This is a genomic window from Mucilaginibacter sp., assembly GCF_039207105.1.
GTDB lineage: Bacteria > Bacteroidota > Bacteroidia > Sphingobacteriales > Sphingobacteriaceae > Mucilaginibacter.
The window spans coordinates 22,015-43,548 of the sequence record NZ_JBCECK010000023.1; the positions used below are offsets into that span (position 1 = coordinate 22,015).

Sequence of the window (21,534 nt, forward strand, 5' to 3'; positions counted from 1 at the left end):
CAAATGTACTTACTTACATGTAAGTTCCGACGATATTCTTTAATGATGACATACCCATTACAAACAGAGCCAACTTGTGTTAAGAAAGAAGCAAAACCACATAAAATTTGGATTAGTTACGTGGTTTTGCTTCAACAATTGCACTAAGATTTGTTAAAATTTAAGCTTTATTCCACCATTCACCACAAAGCCATCAAGCGGTGCATAAATATCTTTAAACACTGGTTTGGTGATGCTTCCGGTATAAATGGCGCCGAATTTGGTTTGCCTGGTATCGGTCAGGTTTTCAAAATTGATGAACACCGAAAAACGCTGCCATGTTCTTTCGGCCATCAAACCTGCAGTCCAATACCCCCGGCCGGTTGTACCGTCGTTAAGTTTTTGCGGACTAAAATAGTAGGCCTCGGCTCCAATTTTTAGCTTATTGTCAATTTCATACATCAATACATTATTCAACCTGTGTTTCGATACCAGCGGGTACGCTGTGATTGTGTTATCCGTATGCTGGGTTACATCAGCCAGGGTATATCCCAAAAACAATTTAAAATCGGCATAAGTAATTTTAACATTGGTTTCCAAACCTTTGGTATTCAGATCGCCCCGGGGCTGCAGATATTGCAGATCACCGTTGGCAATTTGTGTAAGCAATATCGGGTTATCAATGCGGGTATAAAAGAAAAGTTGGTTAATACTGAAACTCACTTTGTCATCAAACAGCCCTGTACGGTAATTGATATCATAGTTAGCTCCATATGAGCGCTCCGCCCTGGTGTTAACTACATCTATCGGCAGCACGTTCCGGAATTGAATCCGCTCTGCATCTTCGGTAAAAACGCTGGGTGCCTTGTATCCTAAACCACCACCCAATCGGGTCGAAAGGTGATCACTGATCTTCCATAAGCCGGATATTCGGGGTAACAGGAAAAAGCCGTAATCGTTATGGTAGTCGCCCCTGAGGCCCGTTTCCAGTGTGATTCTCCTGGTAGCATTCCAGGTATTTTGTACAAAGCCGCCAATAGTGTTGTAATTATAACTACGCAGGGGGAATGTACTATTCCTATGCTCATTAAAATTATCTGTAAGGAAGGTAATGCCGGCCACCCAGTCGGACTGCTCGCCTGAACGTGAGTAGCTTGCCTCGTTATAAGTTGATACCTGCGTACCCGAAAAACGGTAATCGGGCAGGTTAATGGTCCGGTCAAAATAACTGATGCTGCTTTTAACCGTTAGCCTTTCGGTACTATTTAACTGATGATCAAATTGCGTCTGGGCATTGTATCGGCCTGTTTTATTTTCTTCAAAATAAGAATGGGACGCGTTTCCATTTCCCTCAATATAATGCAGATCGCCGCCTATACGGTTTTCTATGGTACTATTAATGCCGACATTTAGTGTAGTGCGATCATTAAAATACAGGAACAGTTTAGGGTTTAGTGTAAAACGATTGAATTTGGGGATAGCGGTAAGGTCTATATTGGAAGGATCATACGCCGTGCCGTGGTTATATGCCGCGTAAATGGTTGCACCAACCTTATTGAATTTCTGCGAATAAAATCCGCTGGCATCCAACCCTAAGGCTGATGTTCCATTGAGCAGGAAACTAAGCTCTCGTTTATCCGTTGGTGTTTTAGATACAAGATTCACCAGGCCCGCTATAGCTCCGCCACCATACAAGGTAGATGACGATCCTTTGATCACCTCTACTTGCTTAAGATCCAAAGGAGCTATTTGCAGCAGGCCAAGTCCGCCGGAAAATCCTGAATATAGAGGAAACCCATCCCGGATGATCTGGGTATACTTACCATCTAAACCCTGTATCCGGATGCTGGAATTACCACTGGTTGCCGAGGTTTGCTGCGTTTGAATGCCAGTACTTTCGGCCAATAGCATGCGGATATCGCCGGGCTTCATGTTAGCTTTTTCATCCAGTTCCTCACCAGATATTACTTCTATACGAGTGGGGATATTGGCAATAGTACGGCTGCTTCGGGTGGCAGATACTGTCACCTCAGTCAGCTCCTCTCCTCCTTCATTCCCTGCAGATTGCAGCAAAACGATCATAGGCTGGCTTTGGGTAATTGGGAAAACCACAGTATCAAGCCGTGGCCGATAACCCACATACTGAAAGCTGATCACTTGTTGACCATCAGGAATATCAGTCAGCACAATCAATCCGCTGGTATCGGCCATAGCACCCTTGGATGTGCCCTGCAGCAAAACTGTGGCACCAATAAGTACCTCATTGGTTTTGCCATCCTTAATAATGGCCTTAAATGTATTTTGAGCGTAAGTTGCAGCAGTATAAAGCAATGCTGCCAGCAGCACATAAAATTTTTTCATTAAATAACGGAGATTAAATTAATACAGTAAAACGAGCCTGGGTATGGCTCAACAAATTTGTATTAACTTAACTGGGGCGGCTGCCATATGGCCTGGGCAACTTCTTTTAAATTGGGCTGCTGATAAGGCGCATAAGTAACTACCCTATGTTCTGCAATAAGTTTTAAATTATGGGTTACCCGTTTTGTAACAACAAAACCGGCACAAGACCCACAAGAGAAGAACGGCGAACAACCCGGGCATGTTTTCTCTGGTGAAGTATTTTTGCTCACCTGGTCTTTTTTAACAGCCGAGGCATTTACCCGGCAATCATTATCGGCACAGCATGGCCTTGCTGATAACAGCACCACGAATAGCGATAACAAAAGACAAAGCAGTTTCACGCTACAAAGATATAAATTGCCCGGAAAAAGTAAGCCCGATAAAATTACCGGGCTTACTTGATGCTATTTAGCTTCCGAAAGCTGTGTTTTACTATTCTTGATTACAAAATCCATAGCCTGCTGAAAAGTGGTTACCCATATGGTTTTACGGTTTTTATTCAAATAGTTTAACAACTCCTGGTGCGCTTTGGCCGATACTGTAATATAATCGCCGCCGATACCGTGCAGCATGATAACGCCCATACCTCCTTTTTGCTCAATACTTTTTACAAAGGCTATCAGCTTATCTGCACCGGTACCATCTTCTACACCAAATGAGGGTATGCGCAAAGGATCAAGGTGTTTAAAATCGGTTATCACTCCATCTGAAGCATCTCCGCCAATGCGTGCATATTTTACCAGGGCGTATTTGCGCAGGGTATCCACATAATCCTTGCCTTCACCTACGGTTGTTTCGGCGCATGGATAGGCATAGGTACGGCTATTTTTTCCATCAATGGCATTTAAAAGATGGTTCATCACCTCTATTTCCCTGATTATACCGTATGGGGTGTAATGATCAGACGGTACCGGATTATCATCCACGCCTAAACAAGGATGAAAAATGGTGTGGTTGCCCAATTCAAAACCCTGCTTGCTCAGTTCGCGCCACCGGGGTATGGTTTGGCTGTTAGCATCGCCCGTTAAAAAGAACGTAGCCGGGAAATGGGCAGCTTTAAGTTGAGGCACAGCCACATTTAATTGCGATAAAAGACCATCATCATAAGTAAGCACAATAACCGCCTTTTTTTTCTGAGGCCATTGCATTTTTTCCTGCGCACGGGCAGTAACAGCAAACAGCAGGAAAAGCAGCAGTAATTGTTTCATATCAGTAAATTTAAGTAGTAAGATTAAAAATAAAGCAGGATACGCTATTGTTCAGTTTATTTATTCCAGATAGCAGTGATCGGTGTTTCCTCATTTTTATCTTCAACAGGTAAACCGTACATGGCTTCTATGGTGTGTAATAAGCTATAGTGATTTACTTTTTCGTTGTATAAACCTTGCTTTACTCCTGCTCCATAAATAATAGTAGGGATGTGATTTACAGGTTTAAAATCATCCTCATCAAATGTAATGATCAGCAGGCTGTTATGAGTTTTAGCCCAGTTTGCATAAGCGGCCAGGTTTTCTTTGAGCCAGTCGTCGCCACGTTTTACCGCCGCGGCATCACCGGGCGCACCGATATTGTGCATGTCATGGTCCATATCCGGTATCACGAATGATACCGTAGGCAACTTACTGAAATCTTTAGGAAAAGCGGTCATTGGCTGGCTTAACTCAGGTGAGATGTTGTTTGCCTGATCGCCCTGCCAGTTAACCCAGGGGGCGTGCTTGCGGGCATAAAGATCGGCTCCGGTGAGTGTACTTTTTTGGTATACGCATTCGTCAAAGCCTACAGAGGGCATAGTTTGGGCATATCCTTTAAAGGTGAAATGATTGTTAATAAGGGAGGCAGCCAGGTTAGGGGTCGTGTACGGGGTAACATCGCCCAGACAATCATCATTGGTTACACCTTGTGTACTCCCCGAAAATATGGCCAGGTAATTTGGCTGGCTCGGATGTATAACACCATGCGAATCGGTAAATAAAGCACCCTCATTTGCCAGTTGGGTAATGTAAGGGGCATTGGCCGATTTGATGACCTCATCATAACCGTGGTTTTCTTCGATAACAACAATTATATGATCTGGCCGGGGCACAGCAGGTTTACTCTGGCAGGAAATTAATATAATGGCAGCGCCAATAACAGGTAAAATAGACAGGAAATTCTTCATATCAGGTTTGTTTAATATTCAGATAAAATTTAATAAATGGCGGTGTTCTGTTTTGAACAACGGATGGGAGAAAAATAAGATAGGTAATTTGTTTTTCAGATCCTGAAACAAGAAACCAAGCGGTAACGATGATTCTGTGGGATTATGTGGCAATAGGAAACTGCCTGCAGCATTAAAGATAAAAACGCGAATATGGATGTTAAAGAATTTAAGACAGCCCTGATCTGTAAAACCACGGGTTGAAAACTAAAGCGAGAGCGTTGGGTTACTGTTGCTGCAGTTTCAGTAAATTCATGATGGTCTTCCTTTTTCTTAACCAAACGCTGCAGCAAGCGATACGTTTTTGCAGGATCACTTGCCGCTGTTTTTTGAGTAAGCTGGTAAATGATATACGGACGCAACAAAAGCATAACCACCCCTATGGTGAATACCAATAAATTGCACGTCCGTTTACTCATGTTAAGTTATTGTTAAAACAATACACAATATTAACACTTGTAATTATAAAATCAAATTAGCACGAAGTGTAGCCTGTCTTTCTGATCAACATTATTCATTAAATCATCAGCAATATTCCGGTCTATGAACAGTATATGCAGACAAACAAACGTTTGCGTTCAATTAGTTTTTAAAATTTCCGCATGAACATGAACCCATATAGTGCCGCTTAAATTGGCACTTTAAAAGCATTTTGTTAATTTTATTAATTACTATAACCTATAATGACTGGAAAACCCGCTACAATTAAAGAAATAGCTAAAATTCTGAACGTTTCTGTATCTACCGTTTCAAGGGCCTTGCATAAACACCCTACCATAGGTGTTACAACCCAGCAAAAAGTGCAGGCACTGGCAGATAAGATGGGTTACGAGCCCAATCAAGCTGCTATATCTTTTCAAAAGGGCAAAACTTATACCATTGGTGTAATTATTCCGGAATTATCTGAGGCATTTTTTTCGGCTGCTATCAGCGCTATTGAAGATACGGCTTATAAGCGCAATTATACCGTTCTGATAGCCCAATCGCATGACAACGAAGCAAAGGAAATTCAGTTGGTTGAAAAAATGAAAAATTCCCGGGTTGACGGGCTGCTTATCTCCGTAGCAAAAACAACATCGGGCTTTGCTCATTTTGATATGCTAAAGCGCTTTAACATCCCGGTTGTGTTTTTTGATCGCATCCCGCCCCTGAAAAATATACATTACGTAGCCTGCAACATGGAAACCGGCAGTATTGAAGCTGTTAACTACCTGCTGCAAAAAGGGCACCGCAGTATTGGCATGATCAACGGACCAGCCACGCTTGCGGCAAGCGGAGAGCGTAAGGAAGGCTATATTAAAGCCATGATCAAAAACCGTTTAAAATTTGATCCATCGCTTATAGTAAGTTGTGACCTGACCGATCTGGATACCCGCACGGCTCTTGATAACCTGCTTGCCCATAAACGCAGGCCTACAGCCATCGTTACTTTTAATGATTATGTTTCCTTATACGCCATTAAACACGCCCGCAGCCTGGGTATTGATCTGGATAAAGACCTGCAATTTGTAAGTTATGCCAATCTGCCCATGATCAATTACATGGATTATGCTCCTGTGGCCTCGGTTGAACAATTCCCATACTTACAGGGCCAAAAAGCCGCCGACATTTTACTTGATCTGCTTATACGCAAGGCCCAATCGCCCGATGAATTACAGGCTTATTACAACGTTATGGTTGAATCGCAGCTGGTAGAAAGCAAGAAGAAATAATCATTAAAATTGCAGCCCCTGCTTTATTAAACACACCAAAATAACTAAATTTATTTTGACACCTAACCTATCAAAAAAACAGGCAAACGTTTGCGTGAAAAGTTTACCATTTTATTAATTAGGTTTGATTTAAGCATTCAAAAAAACTTTAAAAAACTGGTAAATGTTTAATGATATTTTAAGATCCTTTAACCTTGAAGCTGAGGAATATCGTATTGAAAAATTTGGCGAAGGATTAATAAACCGGACCTGGAAAATAACCGGTGTTAACAATAGCAACGAGTTTATATTGCAGCAAATTAACAAGAGTGTTTTTAAGGCTCCCGAGTATATAGCCCAAAATATTAATAAAATTAACCATTACCTGTCGGCACACTACCCCGGTTATTTGTTTGTTGCACCATTACCTACTGTTAGCGGCAATTATATTATTCAATATAACGATGGCGAATATTACCGCCTGCTGCCTTATGTAAAAAGTTCAGTTACCCTAAATACCGTGCAAACCCGCGATGAGGCTTTTGAGGCCGCCCGCCAGTTTGCCAAATTCACCAATTTACTGGCCGGCTTTCAGGTAAGTGAACTAAGTTATACCCTGGCAGGCTTTCATGACCTATCGGCCCGTTTTGAAGCCTTTAAACGCGTTATAAAAGACGCGCATACCCAACGCCTTGCTGAAGCCAAAACCGCCATAGAAAGCGCTTATAAACATCAGGCTATTGCAGAAATGCATCAGGCTATTATGAGCGAGCAGATGATACCCTTGCGGGTAGTACATCATGATACCAAGATCAGTAATATTTTATTTAATGAGGCCCATAAAGGACTGTGTGTGATTGATCTGGATACCGTGATGCCGGGTTACTATATAAGCGATGTTGGCGATATGATGCGTACCTATCTTTCACCAGCCAATGAGGAAGAGCAGGATTTTTCAAAGATTGAGGTGCGCGAAGAATTTTTTACCGGCATAGTAGAAGGCTACCTTTCAGAAATGAATGCCAATTTAACCAATACAGAAAGGCGCCTGTTTGTATATTCAGGTAAATTGATGATATACATGCAGGCCATACGCTTTTTAACCGATTACTTGAATAACGACGTTTACTATAGCGCCAGCTACCCGGGCCATAACCTGGTACGCGCGCAAAACCAGTTTACCCTGCTTGAAAAGTACATAGCAGCCGAAGACCGCTTTATGCAGATCGTACTCAGCACTCAAAACCAGCGTATATAACTCAATTAAGGCAGCTTACTAAAATCAATGTCCGGATGATTATTATTGCTTTGCTGCCGGGTTAAAATAGTTTTAAGCGACGCAAAATCATTAAAGAAACCACAGTTACGCAGGTAAAACCGGCTACCATCTACCCCACCGCCATAATCTTTACGGTAATTAATGTTCGCCGTAGCGTCGCCGGTAAAAAGGGCTTGGGTTAGCGGGAACCATTTACCTGAGGTATCAATCACCCAGCCATTGCCGAAATTCACTCTCCTTTGGGCAATGCCCATTTTGGGATCAAAATTTTCAAGGAAAGAGTGCAGCCCTTTTAAATACGTACCTGATACCGGGCGTTTAAAACTGGCTATAAGCATCCATTGAGGCTGATCAAGTGGTTTAAAGTAAGCTGTATAAATAGTGGTTTTTGATTTAATATCAGCCTGTGCATGCACTAAAAAGCCATAGGTTTTACCCGCTACCCAGGGATAGTTCATATAACTTTGCCCGCCCGATCCTTCGCCGCCAAATTCACCTGCATGTACAGCGGTTCCTTTTTTTAGCATTAATATTTTTAAGCTGTCGGGGATACCCTTAGGATCGTCGGTATTAAATGGGCTCCATATTGAAAACAGAATACGGCGTTCTGTTGGTGAATTTACCTGCATCCCAAAATATCCGCCGCTAAACCCATCGGCCATAAAATACGATGACATCACATCATTACCTATAGGTACGGTAACTTCATTATAAAACCACTCAGTGGTATTCGCGGCCTCTTCGGGCATTCGATAGTTTAAATGTACCGAAGGCCCTCTTCGCCCCCAATAAAAATAACCGCCGTGATTATCTTTTACATAAGCCGCACCCTTTGCAATTGCAGGTCCGCTTAACAGCAAGTCGCTCACCTTCGCATATACTTTACCACTCCTTTTGAGGCCCCTTAATTTTAGCTGGATATAGCCTGGCGATTTTACCAGCGATTTTCCAAAATCAATAACGGTCAGCCGATGGTTTGATACTTTCCTGGTCAAAACTGTTTGTCCAACAATTGCCTGTATTGCCGATTCGCCATCGGGAACTACCAGCTTTAAAGCAACATTTAAACTCCCTGCCGATTCAACACGCACATAAATACTCACTACATCTGTACCCGCCTGCCAATTGCTTAAGCCTGTACTATCAATCTGTGCTTTAGATCCTTTATTCGTCCAGCTGTTACCTCCCACAGGCACTACTATTACCGAATCTTTGTTAAGTTGCATTGCCAGGGCACGGTATTGCAGCAATATAAAAATCGCCGTGATGGTAAGGGCCTTAATGGTATTGATACTGAATTTGAACATTAATTTTAGATGTGCCGATAAATTTAAAAGGAGGGAAATGATCCCTCCTAATGTAAAACAAATAACTATTCTGATAATTCCTTTTAAGGATTCTGAGTCAATTTTTTGTTGTTATCAATTTCTGTTTGCGGTATAAAGAACACCACCCGGGCATCTGTAGGCAATACCGTTTGCATAATATTGGTAGTTGGTGTATTATTGAGCGAGTGTGTACCCGGATAGTTACGTACCATAGGCAAATTATTCCTGAACAGATCATAAGCTCGCTGACCCTCAAAGGCAAACTCCAGGCGGCGTTCTTCCAATACGGTTGCTAAAACACCGGTCGCATCTGCATCAGCTAAGGTAACGTTAGGTATACCGGCACGTGTTCGTATCACATTTACATCGTCAATTGCTTGCTGTCTGTTGCCTAATTTGGCGTTTGCTTCGGCCCGGTTCAGGTACATTTCGGCAAGTCGCAGGTAAACAGGCGAACTTAGCGTAACTATACCTTCCTGAAAGCTGTATTTTGTAATATAATACATAGGTGTTTGCGGCGTAAGTTTAGGGTTCATTTGTAAAACACCTGCAATGGTGTAAGGCGCTATAAAGCTATGGCGAAGATCATTAGGGTATTTATCCAGATCGGCAACGTAAGTTTTGGAGGCATATACTTCGCCCCAACCGGTATTTCCTTGTCCGCCAGGTGTGGTCAATGAGCTGGTACCATCTGGCCCTTGCCCGCTATAGTACATTGAACCAATGGCGCTGAAACCTTGATCCTGTGTTTTAGTGTGCTTGATACAGAAAATGGTTTCCTTATTATTTTCAGGCACACCGCTAAAGTAATTCTGATAATCGCCACCCTGCAATAAGGAATAACGACCGGAATTGATCACCAGATCGGCATATTTAATGGCGTTCGCATTATCATTCATGTATAAATAAACGCGCGATAGTAAAGCGTATGCTACTTCTTTTGATGCATAAACATTGGAGTTTGACGATGTCATCAGATCGGCTGCTTTAATCAGATCGGCCAGTACGGCATCATAAACTTCCTTTACCGAGCTGCGTGCCGGCGCAATGTCTGTACTATTTTCCTGTAATATCGGCACTCCGGGGTTGCTGCCATTACCTTGGGTGTAAGGACGACCAAAAATACGCACCAAATTAAACTCGGCCATAGCACGCAGATAAAGGTTTTCACCTTTCAATTCCTTTGACGCTGATGAAGCATTATCCGGTATGGCCGCGATAATTTTGTTGGCTGCAGCTACCAGATGATAAGCCTGTTTCCAAAAAGCGGTAGCATGTGCGCCGGTCGGGATCTGGTTGTAGCGGTAACAGCGCGAAAGGTCATCTGAAGAGGCTTGTCCTTGAGCTATATTATCGCCGGGGTACTCCATTAAAAAATGTCCGCTGCGTACGTAATCCGGGTTACGGAGTACAGCATAGTTACCAATGGTGGCTGTAGCTATGTGCGATGAATCGCCAAGAGCTACCTGTTCATCAATAGCGGTTGATGGTTCTACCTTTTTACATGCGCTTACAAAAGCTCCCAGGAAACCAATGATGAGCGCCGTTTTTATATATCTTGAAATTTTCATTTTAATATCTTTTTTAGAATCCAACATTCACACCAAACAATATTTTTCTGCTGATCGGGTATTTAAAGCTTGATAGGCCTTTATTTCCCGGCACACTTGGATCAGGGCTCAGATCAACTTCCGGGTCAACACCGGTAAACTTGGTAAACGTTACCAGGTTATCGCCGCTTATGAATATCCGGGCGCTTCTGATACCTAAACTTTTAAGCCAGATTTGCGGTAATTGATAACCGAAAGTGGCATTACGCAAGCGCAGGTAGCTGCCATCTTCCAGGTAGCGTGATGAGGTAGAGTTGGAGTTATTATTGCCTCCTTGTATAGCTTTAGGTTCGGTAGCTATGTCGCCAGGCTTTTCCCAACGTGTCCATCCTTTAGCGGGTACCATTACGTTGTAACTATCGTACAAACCATCGTTATCAAAATAAACACGACTATCATTATACACATAGTTGCCGTAAACAAAATTGAAGAAGGTGCTTAACGAAAAGTTTTTGTAAGAGAAAGTATTGGTGATACCGCCTGTATATTTTGGTGCCGCGGATTTACCGGTAAATTGTTTACTTGCTGATGCCTCTGAATAAATGCTGGTTGTTTGTTTGCTAACGCTGCCATCGGCATTGGTAATCAGTTTTTCCCAAAGCGGTTTGCCATTTGCAGGATCAACACCTGCCCAAATAGGCATGTACCATTCGTTCATATCATGGCCCACGGCAATAGGTAATGATGCTCCCGGTGATGCCATTGTTTCACCTGCATCTAATGATAATACCTTATTTCGGTTGAAGGCTATATTAAAATTGGTTTCCCATTTAAAGGCACCAATCAGGTTACGCGAGGTAATGTTGAGTTCTATCCCGCGGTTACGTACCGAACCTATGTTTTCAAATACATAATTATACCCGGATGTCGCAGGTAACGGTTTCTGGAACAATAACGCACTTGATGTTTTTTGATAGGCATCTACGTTAACATCTATGCGGTTAAACAATCCAAAATCTACACCGATGTTGGTTGTTTTGATTTTTTCCCAGGTAAGGTTAGGGTTAGCTTTTTGCGATGGATATGAACCCGGCGCACCATTGTAGCTGGCAGATTGGTCAATACTATATAAACCTAAGGCGGCGTAGTTACCAATTTCGGCATTACCGGTAGTACCATAGCTTGCACGCAGTTTCAGAAAGTTAAAGGTCTTTACGTTTTTCATAAAGTCTTCCTTGCTTATTATCCACGATGCGCCTCCCTGGTAAAAATTACCGCTTGGATTGTTACTGCCAAAGCGTGACGAATACTCATGTACGTATGAACCAACTACAAAGTATTTACCTGCATAATTATAATCGGCTTGGCCCAGATATTTCCTGAAATTATATTCATCCACACCACCACTTGGGTTACTGATAATATCTGTAGCGGTTGACATTACCGGGCTTCCGGCAGGCAGACCTTTTCCGTTCAGGAACTGATCGTCATAGTGATATTTTTGTCCCTCACCAACTGCCAATAACGACAGGTTATGATCACCAAAGCTGTTATCATACCTTAGCCGATTTGAAGTTAACAGTGTACTGCTAAAATTGCTGCTATTATATAACTCGCCTGAGTTGGCGCCACCATCTTTAGTGCGGGCATCGTAATAGATCTCATCACGATAATTGTAGAGCGTTACCCGGTTGTAGGTTGCAAAGCTCAGGTGTTTAGTAATGGCATAATCTATATTAAAGTCGCCACTGGTGTTCAAGCTTTTGGCATTGGCAAAATTATATTGCAGGCCTTGCAAAAAGTTCTCCTTATCGCGGCCTACCCAGCCCGGGTATGTTCTGCCATCGGTTGGTGTACCATCGGCGTTAAAGGCCGGGTCAAAGGGCATGCTCAGATAAGCATCATATATAGCATTACCCGTAAAAAGATTGCTTGGGTTATCATCCTTAGTATATATAGTGTTTAGCAATACACTCAGCTTTACCTTATCGCTCAACTTAGTGGTCAAGTTTGAGCGTAAGTTGTAGGCTGTTTTACCATTATCAATTAAGGTACCTTGCTCCTTGTAATAGTTACCCGAAACATAGAACTGCGTTTTATCGCTGCCGCCGGTTACAGAAATAGTATGATTTTGCGTTACCCCGGTTCTGAAAGCCAGATCAAGCCAATTGGTATTATTTTTTAATAAAGATGGATCAGGGGTAAGGAATGTTTTTTGGTAATCAAACAATTGCTGCGAATCCATCAAGTGAAACTTACCGAAGGTGGCCTTATTAAAGCCTACTACTGAGTTTACATCAATTTTAGTCTCACCCGATTTACCCATTTTGGTAGTGACGATAATTACCCCATTGGCAGCCCTTGACCCGTACAGGCCAGTTGCGGCAGCATCCTTTAAAACCGTTACTGATTCAACATCTGTGGGATTATAAGTGCCGCCAATGTTACCATCAACCACTACCAGTGGACTTGTACTTGCGCTAATACTGCTTGCTCCCCGAATCAGGATGCTGGAACCCGAAGATGGATCGCCTGATGCTGATGACACCACCACGCCGGGAGCTTTACCTTGTAACAGGCTATTCAAATCATTGGAGGTTACATCCCTTAACTTATTACCGCTAACAACCGATACAGAGCTGGATAACTGTGATACTTGTTTAGATGAGTATCCAACAACTACCACCTCATTCAGGTTATTCAGGTTCTCTTGAAGGGTTATCGCTATTTCGCCGGAACTACCTATCGGAAACTCCTGCGTTTTGTACCCTATATAAGATATGACCAGCGTACGCAAGTTTCCTTTAAGCGTAATTTTGAATTTACCGTTAATGTCAGTTGTGGTAGTGTTTCTGGCTCCCTTTTCGGTGACGGTTGCACCAATTACTACAACACCTGTGTTATCTTTTACCGTACCATTAATAACTGATTGGGCCTTTACCAGCGCAGGCAGAAACAGAAATATTAAATAACACATGGCTTTAAAAAAAAGCCTGCCCGGTGCTGCCTTGCTGAAGGCATTTTCCCGGAGCTCCAGACTAAGTTGTTTGTAAATTTTAATCATACATTGTTGGTGTTAGTATTAATTAATCGATAAGTTTCAGTTAGATTTTTTGGATATTGGAAATTAGAGATAAGGCCTAAACAAAGCAAAGCACATAGCCCTTAAACACCACGCAAACGTTTGTTTTACAAAAGTTTAAACAACACAAACGTTTGATAACAGGCAAAGCAGAGAAGTACAAAAAAGAAAAAGCTTGTTAACAGCAGGTTAACAAGCTTTTGGAGATAATAATTTAAAGGAAATAAAATTAAAGTCGCCGGATTAGGAGACCGAGTTGATTTTTTTTGATTTTACCAGTATAACTAATGTCTATTTTCAGAATCAATTGCATTCACATTTTTTAAACAATCAACATTCAAAACAGACAACAATCCATTGCCTTGTGCTAAAACAGCAATAAGAAGCATTACCGTAGTTTAACACAAACGTTTGATGTTTGCCTAAAATACGATACTCTCTATTTAACCCTAACTAAAAAACTCGAATTGAGCAGCGAAGATTTGTTATACAAAAAAGGTTCGCCATTTGGCCCGGTCATTATCGCTCCGCTATTGGTAGCAATAGCCTGGCCCGCGGCAGTATCCCACTCCATAGTGGGCCCGTGGCGATAATAAATGTGCGCCCTGCCCTCGGCAATTAAACAAAACTTAAGCGAGCTGCCCGCTGTAATACTTTCCTTTATAGGATATTGGCTTAACAAAGCGGCTTCCTCCGATGTTGCATGCGAGCGGCTTACCGCGGCAATCCAATCCGTACTGGTTTTATCGGCATGTAGTTGCGTGGTTGTACCCTCAGCAGTTTCTTTCCAGCTGCCAATATTTTCTCCACCATAATATAACTCCCGGGTAACCGGAATATAGATAACGCCCAAAACAGGCGCATTTTTATAGATCAGGGCAATGTTTACAGTAAACTCACCATTGTGTTTAATAAACTCCTTGGTACCATCCAAAGGATCAACGCACCAAAAATATTCCCAGTTTTTGCGCGTTTCGTACGGAATATCTTTACCCTCTTCCGATATAATAGGGATGTGTGGCGTTAATACGGTTAATTGTTTAAATATAACTTCGTGCGATAAGCGATCGGCAGCCGTAAGTGGCGATTGATCATTTTTCAAAGTCACCTGCATATCTTCGGGTTGCAGGTTGTAAATGTTCAATATCTGCTCCCCCGCTTCTTTGGCTATGCTGTTTAATTTATTTAAATCAATTGGTTCAAGATCTTTAAAATGAAATATCATATAACTGGTTAAGCTGTTATGTAAAGGTAATAATTTCGGCAAAGCAGCTTTAATTACCGATTTCTCAAAAATTTGCCCTAATTTTCAACTCGCCTGTTTACCGGTAATAATTAGTTTGCCGTGTACAGGAATTAAACTAAATATCCATTATGAATTACACTGAACCTCAGCTCAGAACCATAAATGTGATACGCTACGTAACCCCCTTACGCGAGGGCGGTTCATTGCCAGCCATTGCCGAAGGCGATGATGAATTTTTGTATGTATTGAAGTTTCGCGGAGCGGGCCAGGGCGTAAAAGCGCTCATAGCCGAACTTATTGGTGGCGAGATTGCACGTTTGCTTGGCCTCAAGGTGCCAGAACTGGTATTTGCTAATCTTGACCCGGCCTTTGGTCGCTCAGAAGCTGATGAGGAAATACAGGACCTGCTTAAATTTAGCGTTGGATTAAACCTGGCGCTGCACTATCTATCGGGCGCTATCACTTTTGATCCCGTGGTTACTACCCTCGATGCCAAACTGGCATCGCAAATAGTTTGGCTTGATTGCCTGTTGACCAATGTTGACCGCACGCCCCGCAACACCAATATGCTCATGTGGCATAAAGAGCTTTGGCTTATTGATCATGGCGCGGCCCTGTACTTTCACCATTCCTGGTACAATTGGGAAGAGCAAGCCAAACGCCCCTTTATACAGGTTAAAGACCACGTATTGTTGCCATTGGCATCCATGTTAGATGAGGTTGATGCTGAATTTAAGACCATTTTAACTGATGACCGCATTCGCACTATCGTAAACCTGATACCCGATGAATGGCTTACCGACGATTCGCAAAATGGCACACCGGCTGAAAGGCGCGAAGTTTACAGCCAATTTTTAATTACGCGCGCAGCCGCATCTGATATATTTGTTAAAGAAGCACAACATGCAAGAGCCATACTTATTTGAGTACGCCGTAATACGCATTGTACCCAGGGTAGAGCGCGAGGAATTTATAAACATAGGCGTAATTCTTTACTGCCCTAAACAAAAATTTTTAAAGGTGCGTTTCCTGCTTGATGAAACGCGGATAAGCGCTTTTGCGCACCAACTGGATATAGATTGCATTCGAGATAATGTAAGCTCGTTTGAGCGGATATGCCACGGCGATAAACATGCCGGCCCAATTGCTCAACTGGATATGGCTTCCCGTTTCCGCTGGCTTACGGCTACCCGCAGCACGGTGGTACAATCATCCAAAGTACACCCGGGCCTGTGCCTTGATGCCGAAAGGACGCTTAATCGTTTGTTTGAGCAATTGGTGGCGTAAGTAAAAGCCCAATATTACTTATCGGACACACTTACGAAGTTTTAAAAACTTCGTAAGTGTTTAACAAAATGCTTTCTTCATGTCATTTACAATTGACATGGCTCTAATAATAGCTATATATTACTGTTAAAATAATAGTTTACCGTATAGTTTTGCTAATCAGTAAACTAAATCCCGTATCTTCTGATCGTATTCAAAATTTACGGCCCGTTATATGCAACAATTACCCAAACGTCTGTTATCAATCGATATGCTGCGGGCCATTACCATGCTGCTGATGATATTTGTTAATGACACCAGCGGTTTAAGAGACACCCCGAATTGGTTGGATCATGCTAAAATAGATGAAGATGCGATGGGCTTTGCCGATACCATATTCCCGGCGTTTTTATTCATAGTGGGTTTGTCGCTGCCCTTTGCTATTAAAAACAGGCTCAATAAAGGCAATTCCGTTATCTCCGTTTTACTATATATCATTACCCGGAGCGCTGCACTCATCTTCATGGGCTTTTTCCATGTAAGTATGGAGATTTACAGCGCAGCTGCACCTATTTCAAAACCACTTTGGGCGGTACTCACTACGCTTGCTTTTTTCCTCATCTGGCTTGATTATCCCGAAACTATGAGCAAGGTTAAAAGATATACTTTATCCGGACTTGGTGTTGCCTTGCTCATAGCTATGGCCGTTTTATACAAAGGAGAAGATAATGGTGTAACGGTGTGGATGCGGCCATCATGGTGGGGCATACTGGGTGTTATTGGCTGGGCTTATTTAACCTGTGCCATCATTTACCTCCTAAGCAAAGGAAAGTTGAGCATACTGATACCTGTACTCATCATATTTACAGTCATTAATATCGGCCGTCACACGGGTACATTAAATAAAACCATATTCCCGATAGGCGACGCCTCATCTACATTTTTGGTTACAGGGGGTATTATTATATCTGAGGTATATGCACTTTTGGTGGGGCTGGGCAAAACCCAACGCCTGTGGTTTATTTTTGGACTTACCGGAGTATTGCTTATTGTACTGGGATTTTTGATAAGACCTTATGCAGATGGTATCTCCAAGATCCGATCAACCCCTGCCTGGATATTTATTTGCAGCGGTATCACCTTATTGGTATTTGAACTCATGATATACCTGATTGATGTAAAAGGCAAAAAGAACTGGTTTAAGTGGATATGGCCGGCAGGCACCAGTACGCTCACCTGCTACTTAATGCCCTACTTTCAGGTTTTCCTGATGATGATGTTTCATATCGGCTATCCCAAAGGTTTTAATTCGGGCGTCCTTGGCCTTTGCCGATCTATGGCCTTATCATTTGTGTTGATAGCCCTTGTAGGTCTTATGGAAAAAAGGCGGATCAGGTTAAAAGTTTAATTTTACCTAATCCATGCTACTTTCCCGCTGCCCAGAAAATAGCATTGGTAACCAATTTAGTCCAGACCGGGTTATCCAACAAGTTGGGCGAATGCCCCATGAAAATATAAATATTTCGAGCTTTCTTATGATCGTTAGTCCAAACTACAGGATGATCACCCATTTTAATATCACCTTGCGGCTGGTAACTATTTTCATCAACACTGGCCAATACATGTACGTTGGCGCGCGGACTTTTATCGTAAGTATACCACTCCTCCTGCTGTATAGTGAATGAAGCAGGTATCCCCTTCATTACCGGGTGTTTTTTATCCTCAACGTTAACCTTTCCGCGGGCGAAGGTGGCTATATAATTTTTATAAGTAATACCGCCCATAAAGTTCGAGAACCATTGCCATTCATGAAAACCATCAAACTCCCCCAGTAAAGTAGCATGATGAAAACCTATCCAACCGCCCCTGCCCTCATCAATATATTTCTGAAAGGCTGTCACAGCCTTATCTGCCCACCCGTAAGGCACATAATCCAGCTGGATAAATAATTGGTAGTGGCTTAAAAAGACATCATCAATTTTATCCGTGTTTTGAATGTAATCAATACTGAAACCTTTTTCGGCAGCCAGTTTATCCAACCATATTTTAGCGCGTTTTGAAAACTCAATATGGTGGCCGCCGTTCTCATACAAGGCCAATACTTTAAAACGCTTTGTTTGCGCATTCAGGTTAAAGGCGATAAACAGCGCGGTGCATAGAAGTAACAGTATTTTTTTCATAGTTTTAATTATTGCTTACATGATATCTAAATCTCCCAAAGGGAAGCTCTCCCCTTTGGAGAATAATAGTCCATCAAAAGGCAGTTTTATCAAATCAGCTTATTTATCGACTCACCCCGACATCGCTTCGCTTGTCGACCCTCTCTTCAGCTTCGCTGCAAAGGAGGGTGGGGAATATTTTCTTTTTCCTTTACCTATTTTTCCTGCCCTCTTTCCGCCGCAGGCGAAGAGAGGGTGGTCCAGCGAAGCATAGACCGGGTGAGTAATTTGTATGCCATGCAAATCAAAGTTTATACCTTTTCATGGGCTATTACTTTGGAGAGGATTGGGTGAGGCTGCACTATTTTATCCCCACCGCATACAAAGCATTATGCCCGGTAACATACAGTGTTTTCCCATCGTGGCTAAAAGCGAGTGATGTTGGGCGTTCAGGTACTTTGATGAGACCGGTTTGCTTACCGGCGCTATCATACACATATACCTGTCCATCAGCTATGTAAACATTACCTTTAGCATCAACTGCCGAATCAAACTCCCCGCGTTCGGCAAAGTATTTTAAATTACTCAGATAACCTTCCTTACTTACGTCCAGCTGTACAGTGCGCTTATCATATTCATCAGTAGTATAGACAGGTTTACCCGGCCGAGCCGATACCAGCGCGCTTGAACGGGCCAAGTCATACACCACAGGGATAATAGTTAACCCATCCGGAGCTACCCAACATTCGGTAGGTTTATTTACCGATACGGTATTAAAATCATGGAAATCTCTCCATCTATGGGCCGGATAAAGCGCCTGGTAAATAGTTTTGCCGGTTGGTATCGCTTGCTTATTCAGTAGCTGGATAGTTTCATCAGGATTTTCCGGATCAACCGAATATACCAGGCTGCCAAAACCTGAATTACCCCAACCACTAAAAGATGTACCTGCCGCATCGGCCGGGTTTTTAAATTCTTCAGGCTTGCCATCAACAAGATAACCGGGTTTAGGCGTGTATTTGAACACCACCAGCAATTTATCATTCTGATCACAAGCCAGCGAAAGTGGCTCCCAGGGATAATCGGCCAGCAGGCTGATGCTATTGGTTGCGGCATTCCATTTATAAATGCGCCTCATGCGTGCTTCGCTGAAATAAGCGTTACCCTTGCTATCCGTACACAAACTGTTGGCAAACTCAAAGCCGGCTGCCAGTTTTTTAACTCCGTTATTTTCCGCAGGTTGCTGATTAGCCGTATTAGCGCTATTAATAACCAATCGGGTAAATTCCCAGGGACGAACCGTGGTATTGGTGCCAACATCATACAGCGGATCGGTAGTAGTGTACTTGATCTGGCTATAATTGTGCACGTTCAGCAATTCTACATTTTTGTTGTTCCAGCTACGGATAGAATATGGGTAAGGTTTGTTAACCCTAATCACCCGAAACATATACAGGTTGGCAAAGGTCATATCGGCACAGTTTTCCAATTCAAGTGGCTGGCATTCGGTACTTTCACGGCTTTCTTCTTCCAGTTGCAGAGCGTACACCTTCCAGTTAGTTACGTTATTAAACCTCACCTCGTTACGCACATGATGCTCAACAGATAAGGCGTAAATACGGCCCGGTGTTGTGGTATTGGAAACGTAAGCCCCGGCCGTTGCATAAGTATTGGCCGACCATATATTTTTAAACGTACCACCGCCGCCGTCGGTTATCCAAAGGCTCCAGTATTGGGTATCCCACATATCGCTGTCGTTGCCCTTATACAACCCTGGCCCCGTTTGTTCGCCGGGTTTGTTCATACCACCGTGGCCACCTAAAAACTTCACATCATTCAGGTATGAATTTGCACCAGCCATCCATTTGCAGGCTACCGCCCTCGGGTTGATCCGCCCTGATGATAGCCCGATCCCAGTGATAATATTATTACCGCCTTTGCTTGTTTCTACCATCGGCACAGGCCCTCCAAAACCACCGAAAGCCTGCTCATTATCCTTCAGCAGTATTTGCGTAGCTATGGGATTTAGGCCAATCAACACGGTATTGGTTTTTAGTTTTAAAGTTTGTGTAATGCGATACCTGCCCTGTGGCACGTATATGGCTGGGTATTTATCAATAGCATCCTGTATGGCTTTGGTATCATCCGTTTCACCATCACCTTTGACGCCTAATGCTTGCAGGTTGGCCCAGCTTGCAATAACCGGAAAATCGGGAATATCTTTTTTTGCCGGCGGCGGGAAAGCCTGCAGTGGTTGCAACTCCTTAATGGTTTTGTATTCGGGATCGGCAGTAAGGTTATCCATTTGCAAACCATACATGAAATTTTTTACCTTATATATAGCCCCTACACCTTCCGTTTGCTTACCGCTGCGGCGATAACTGGCCAACACCTTCACATCGCGGCAATCCACATTGCGCAGGCTGATCTGGTTAAAGGCATTACCCTCATTGCTGATGATAATAGCCGGGCCACTTACATGGTCAAAACGGCTATCCTCCATAAACAGTTTTTCATGGTAGTTAGGGTTTATCTCAATTACGGTAGGTACGTTTTTCACGTTCATCCTTACAATGGTTAAACCCGCCTCTTGGGTACGGATAGCGGCCTTGCGTTGCCCTTCAAAATAAGTATCAACCATCATAAATTGCCAGCCCGGCGATGGTTTTGTGGTATAAATACCATAGTCGCCATTGAAAAAACGAACATCTTCCATTTCATTACCTACATCAAACATGCCTGCTTTACCCTTGCCCGCGTCAATATCGGCATGGGCAATAAAACTGTGCTGGGCATAATGTGTGCGCAGGGCAACCGCCACAGGATTACCGTCTTCAATTTTAAGGTTGATGTTTGACAGCGCGCTGTAAAAAGTTGAAGCCCCGGCATCAGAAACGCCTTCGCCTGGTTTGGAGAGATTGTTCACAAACCAAAACATGTATTTGGCTTTACCTTTATCGGTACTATCGGCCGTTTGAAAGCCCGGCGAGTTTTTGGCCAGTATAATCTCAGGTCGTTTTTTACCGTAGCCAATAAGGCGCACGGCCCGCGGAATAAATATGGTTTTACTGATCAGGTATTTCCCTTCGGGGATAAAAAGCACACCAAAATTATCTTTATTCTTTACATCGGCTATGGCCTGCTGCAAGGCATCAGATACATCTGTTTTACCATCAGCTTTTATGGGGTATTTATCAGCGGTAAAATAAATGGCATCTTTATCATCCAGCCGCTGCTGGTAAAATGATTTGGCTGATCCGAATACAGGCACATCGGCAGGTGACATACCATAACAAAGCGCATTGGTTAAAATGAGTAATAGGACAGGTAATAAGGTTTTCTTCACGGTAAAAT

At 42.9% G+C, this 21,534-nt stretch carries 16 protein-coding genes; 5 read left to right on the forward strand and 11 right to left on the reverse strand.

Annotated features, from left to right (window positions below; genetic code table 11):
- Positions 1–153: 153 nt before the first annotated feature.
- The 5 genes from AAGC65_RS07070 to AAGC65_RS07090 all read right to left on the reverse strand — a co-directional run bounded on the left by AAGC65_RS07070 (position 154) and on the right by AAGC65_RS07090 (position 4,998).
- Positions 154–2,340 (reverse strand): TonB-dependent receptor domain-containing protein, encoded by a 2,187-nt coding sequence (locus tag AAGC65_RS07070; protein ID WP_343111726.1) that lies wholly within the window; start codon positions 2,338–2,340, stop codon positions 154–156.
- Positions 2,341–2,402: 62 nt separating this feature from the next.
- A complete protein-coding gene (locus tag AAGC65_RS07075; protein WP_343111727.1) occupies positions 2,403–2,723 on the reverse strand; it encodes a hypothetical protein in 321 nt (106 codons plus the stop codon).
- A gap of 63 nt (positions 2,724–2,786) precedes the next feature.
- A complete protein-coding gene (locus AAGC65_RS07080) occupies positions 2,787–3,590 on the reverse strand; it encodes a polysaccharide deacetylase family protein (protein ID WP_343111728.1) in 804 nt (267 codons plus the stop codon).
- A 56-nt stretch (positions 3,591–3,646) separates the two neighbouring features.
- The gene (locus AAGC65_RS07085) at positions 3,647–4,540 is read right to left on the reverse strand and encodes an alkaline phosphatase family protein (RefSeq protein WP_343111729.1); all 894 of its coding nucleotides are present in this window, start codon (positions 4,538–4,540) and stop codon (positions 3,647–3,649) included.
- Between the two features lie 95 nt (positions 4,541–4,635).
- On the reverse strand, positions 4,636–4,998 hold the full coding sequence (locus AAGC65_RS07090) for a hypothetical protein (RefSeq protein WP_343111730.1): 363 nt from the start codon (positions 4,996–4,998) through the stop codon (positions 4,636–4,638).
- A 264-nt stretch (positions 4,999–5,262) separates the two neighbouring features.
- Between AAGC65_RS07090 and AAGC65_RS07095 the strand changes: the two genes are divergently transcribed.
- Together AAGC65_RS07095 and AAGC65_RS07100 are read left to right on the forward strand one after the other, a co-directional pair.
- Positions 5,263–6,291 (forward strand): LacI family DNA-binding transcriptional regulator, encoded by a 1,029-nt coding sequence (locus tag AAGC65_RS07095; RefSeq protein ID WP_343111731.1) that lies wholly within the window; start codon positions 5,263–5,265, stop codon positions 6,289–6,291.
- A gap of 163 nt (positions 6,292–6,454) precedes the next feature.
- Positions 6,455–7,528, forward strand: a complete 1,074-nt coding sequence (locus AAGC65_RS07100; protein ID WP_343111732.1) for an aminoglycoside phosphotransferase family protein — start codon at positions 6,455–6,457, stop codon at positions 7,526–7,528.
- A 5-nt stretch (positions 7,529–7,533) separates the two neighbouring features.
- On the opposite strand, the gene AAGC65_RS07105 is transcribed toward AAGC65_RS07100, so the two are convergent.
- The 4 genes from AAGC65_RS07105 to cysQ form a co-directional block, all read right to left on the reverse strand.
- The gene (locus AAGC65_RS07105; RefSeq protein ID WP_343111733.1) at positions 7,534–8,856 is read right to left on the reverse strand and encodes a DUF3472 domain-containing protein; all 1,323 of its coding nucleotides are present in this window, start codon (positions 8,854–8,856) and stop codon (positions 7,534–7,536) included.
- Between the two features lie 83 nt (positions 8,857–8,939).
- The gene (locus AAGC65_RS07110; protein WP_343111734.1) at positions 8,940–10,448 is read right to left on the reverse strand and encodes a RagB/SusD family nutrient uptake outer membrane protein; all 1,509 of its coding nucleotides are present in this window, start codon (positions 10,446–10,448) and stop codon (positions 8,940–8,942) included.
- Between the two features lie 13 nt (positions 10,449–10,461).
- The gene (locus AAGC65_RS07115) at positions 10,462–13,491 is read right to left on the reverse strand and encodes a TonB-dependent receptor (protein WP_343111735.1); all 3,030 of its coding nucleotides are present in this window, start codon (positions 13,489–13,491) and stop codon (positions 10,462–10,464) included.
- 457 nt (positions 13,492–13,948) lie between these two features.
- Positions 13,949–14,734, reverse strand: coding sequence for a 3'(2'),5'-bisphosphate nucleotidase CysQ (cysQ, locus tag AAGC65_RS07120; RefSeq protein WP_343111736.1), 786 nt, complete (start codon positions 14,732–14,734; stop codon positions 13,949–13,951).
- A 149-nt stretch (positions 14,735–14,883) separates the two neighbouring features.
- Here cysQ and AAGC65_RS07125 point away from each other — a divergent pair, with 149 nt between their 5' ends.
- From AAGC65_RS07125 to AAGC65_RS07135, 3 genes are all read left to right on the forward strand, one after another.
- Positions 14,884–15,681 (forward strand): HipA family kinase, encoded by a 798-nt coding sequence (locus AAGC65_RS07125; protein ID WP_343111737.1) that lies wholly within the window; start codon positions 14,884–14,886, stop codon positions 15,679–15,681.
- Positions 15,659–16,042, forward strand: coding sequence for a DUF3037 domain-containing protein (locus AAGC65_RS07130; RefSeq protein WP_343111738.1), 384 nt, complete (start codon positions 15,659–15,661; stop codon positions 16,040–16,042). Before AAGC65_RS07125 ends, AAGC65_RS07130 begins: the two co-directional genes overlap by 23 nt.
- Positions 16,043–16,256: 214 nt before the next feature.
- Complete coding sequence (locus AAGC65_RS07135; RefSeq protein WP_343111739.1) at positions 16,257–17,429, forward strand: DUF5009 domain-containing protein; 1,173 nt, start codon at positions 16,257–16,259, stop codon at positions 17,427–17,429.
- A 16-nt stretch (positions 17,430–17,445) separates the two neighbouring features.
- On the opposite strand, the gene AAGC65_RS07140 is transcribed toward AAGC65_RS07135, so the two are convergent.
- Both AAGC65_RS07140 and AAGC65_RS07145 read right to left on the reverse strand, forming a co-directional pair.
- Positions 17,446–18,201 carry a ThuA domain-containing protein gene (locus AAGC65_RS07140; protein ID WP_343111740.1) on the reverse strand — a complete coding sequence of 252 codons (756 nt, stop codon included), beginning with the start codon at positions 18,199–18,201 and terminating at the stop codon, positions 17,446–17,448.
- 340 nt (positions 18,202–18,541) lie between these two features.
- Entirely contained in the window at positions 18,542–21,526 is a 2,985-nt protein-coding gene (locus AAGC65_RS07145) for a glycosyl hydrolase family 28-related protein (RefSeq protein WP_343111741.1), read from the reverse strand.
- Positions 21,527–21,534: the final 8 nt, after the last annotated feature.

Excerpts from the sequence above, each read along its gene's own strand:
- AAGC65_RS07070 (WP_343111726.1), bottom strand. The coding sequence starts at position 2,340 with ATGAAAAAATTTTATGTGCTGCTGGCAGCATTGCTTTATACTGCTGCA.
- AAGC65_RS07080 (WP_343111728.1), bottom strand. The coding sequence starts at position 3,590 with ATGAAACAATTACTGCTGCTTTTCCTGCTGTTTGCTGTTACTGCCCGT.
- AAGC65_RS07085 (WP_343111729.1), bottom strand. The coding sequence starts at position 4,540 with ATGAAGAATTTCCTGTCTATTTTACCTGTTATTGGCGCTGCCATTATA.
- AAGC65_RS07090 (WP_343111730.1), bottom strand. The coding sequence starts at position 4,998 with ATGAGTAAACGGACGTGCAATTTATTGGTATTCACCATAGGGGTGGTT.
- AAGC65_RS07095 (WP_343111731.1), top strand. The coding sequence starts at position 5,263 with ATGACTGGAAAACCCGCTACAATTAAAGAAATAGCTAAAATTCTGAAC.
- AAGC65_RS07100 (WP_343111732.1), top strand. The coding sequence starts at position 6,455 with ATGTTTAATGATATTTTAAGATCCTTTAACCTTGAAGCTGAGGAATAT.
- AAGC65_RS07105 (WP_343111733.1), bottom strand. The coding sequence starts at position 8,856 with ATGTTCAAATTCAGTATCAATACCATTAAGGCCCTTACCATCACGGCG.
- AAGC65_RS07110 (WP_343111734.1), bottom strand. The coding sequence starts at position 10,448 with ATGAAAATTTCAAGATATATAAAAACGGCGCTCATCATTGGTTTCCTG.
- AAGC65_RS07115 (WP_343111735.1), bottom strand. The coding sequence starts at position 13,491 with ATGATTAAAATTTACAAACAACTTAGTCTGGAGCTCCGGGAAAATGCC.
- cysQ (WP_343111736.1), bottom strand. The coding sequence starts at position 14,734 with ATGATATTTCATTTTAAAGATCTTGAACCAATTGATTTAAATAAATTA.
- AAGC65_RS07125 (WP_343111737.1), top strand. The coding sequence starts at position 14,884 with ATGAATTACACTGAACCTCAGCTCAGAACCATAAATGTGATACGCTAC.
- AAGC65_RS07130 (WP_343111738.1), top strand. The coding sequence starts at position 15,659 with ATGCAAGAGCCATACTTATTTGAGTACGCCGTAATACGCATTGTACCC.
- AAGC65_RS07135 (WP_343111739.1), top strand. The coding sequence starts at position 16,257 with ATGCAACAATTACCCAAACGTCTGTTATCAATCGATATGCTGCGGGCC.
- AAGC65_RS07140 (WP_343111740.1), bottom strand. The coding sequence starts at position 18,201 with ATGAAAAAAATACTGTTACTTCTATGCACCGCGCTGTTTATCGCCTTT.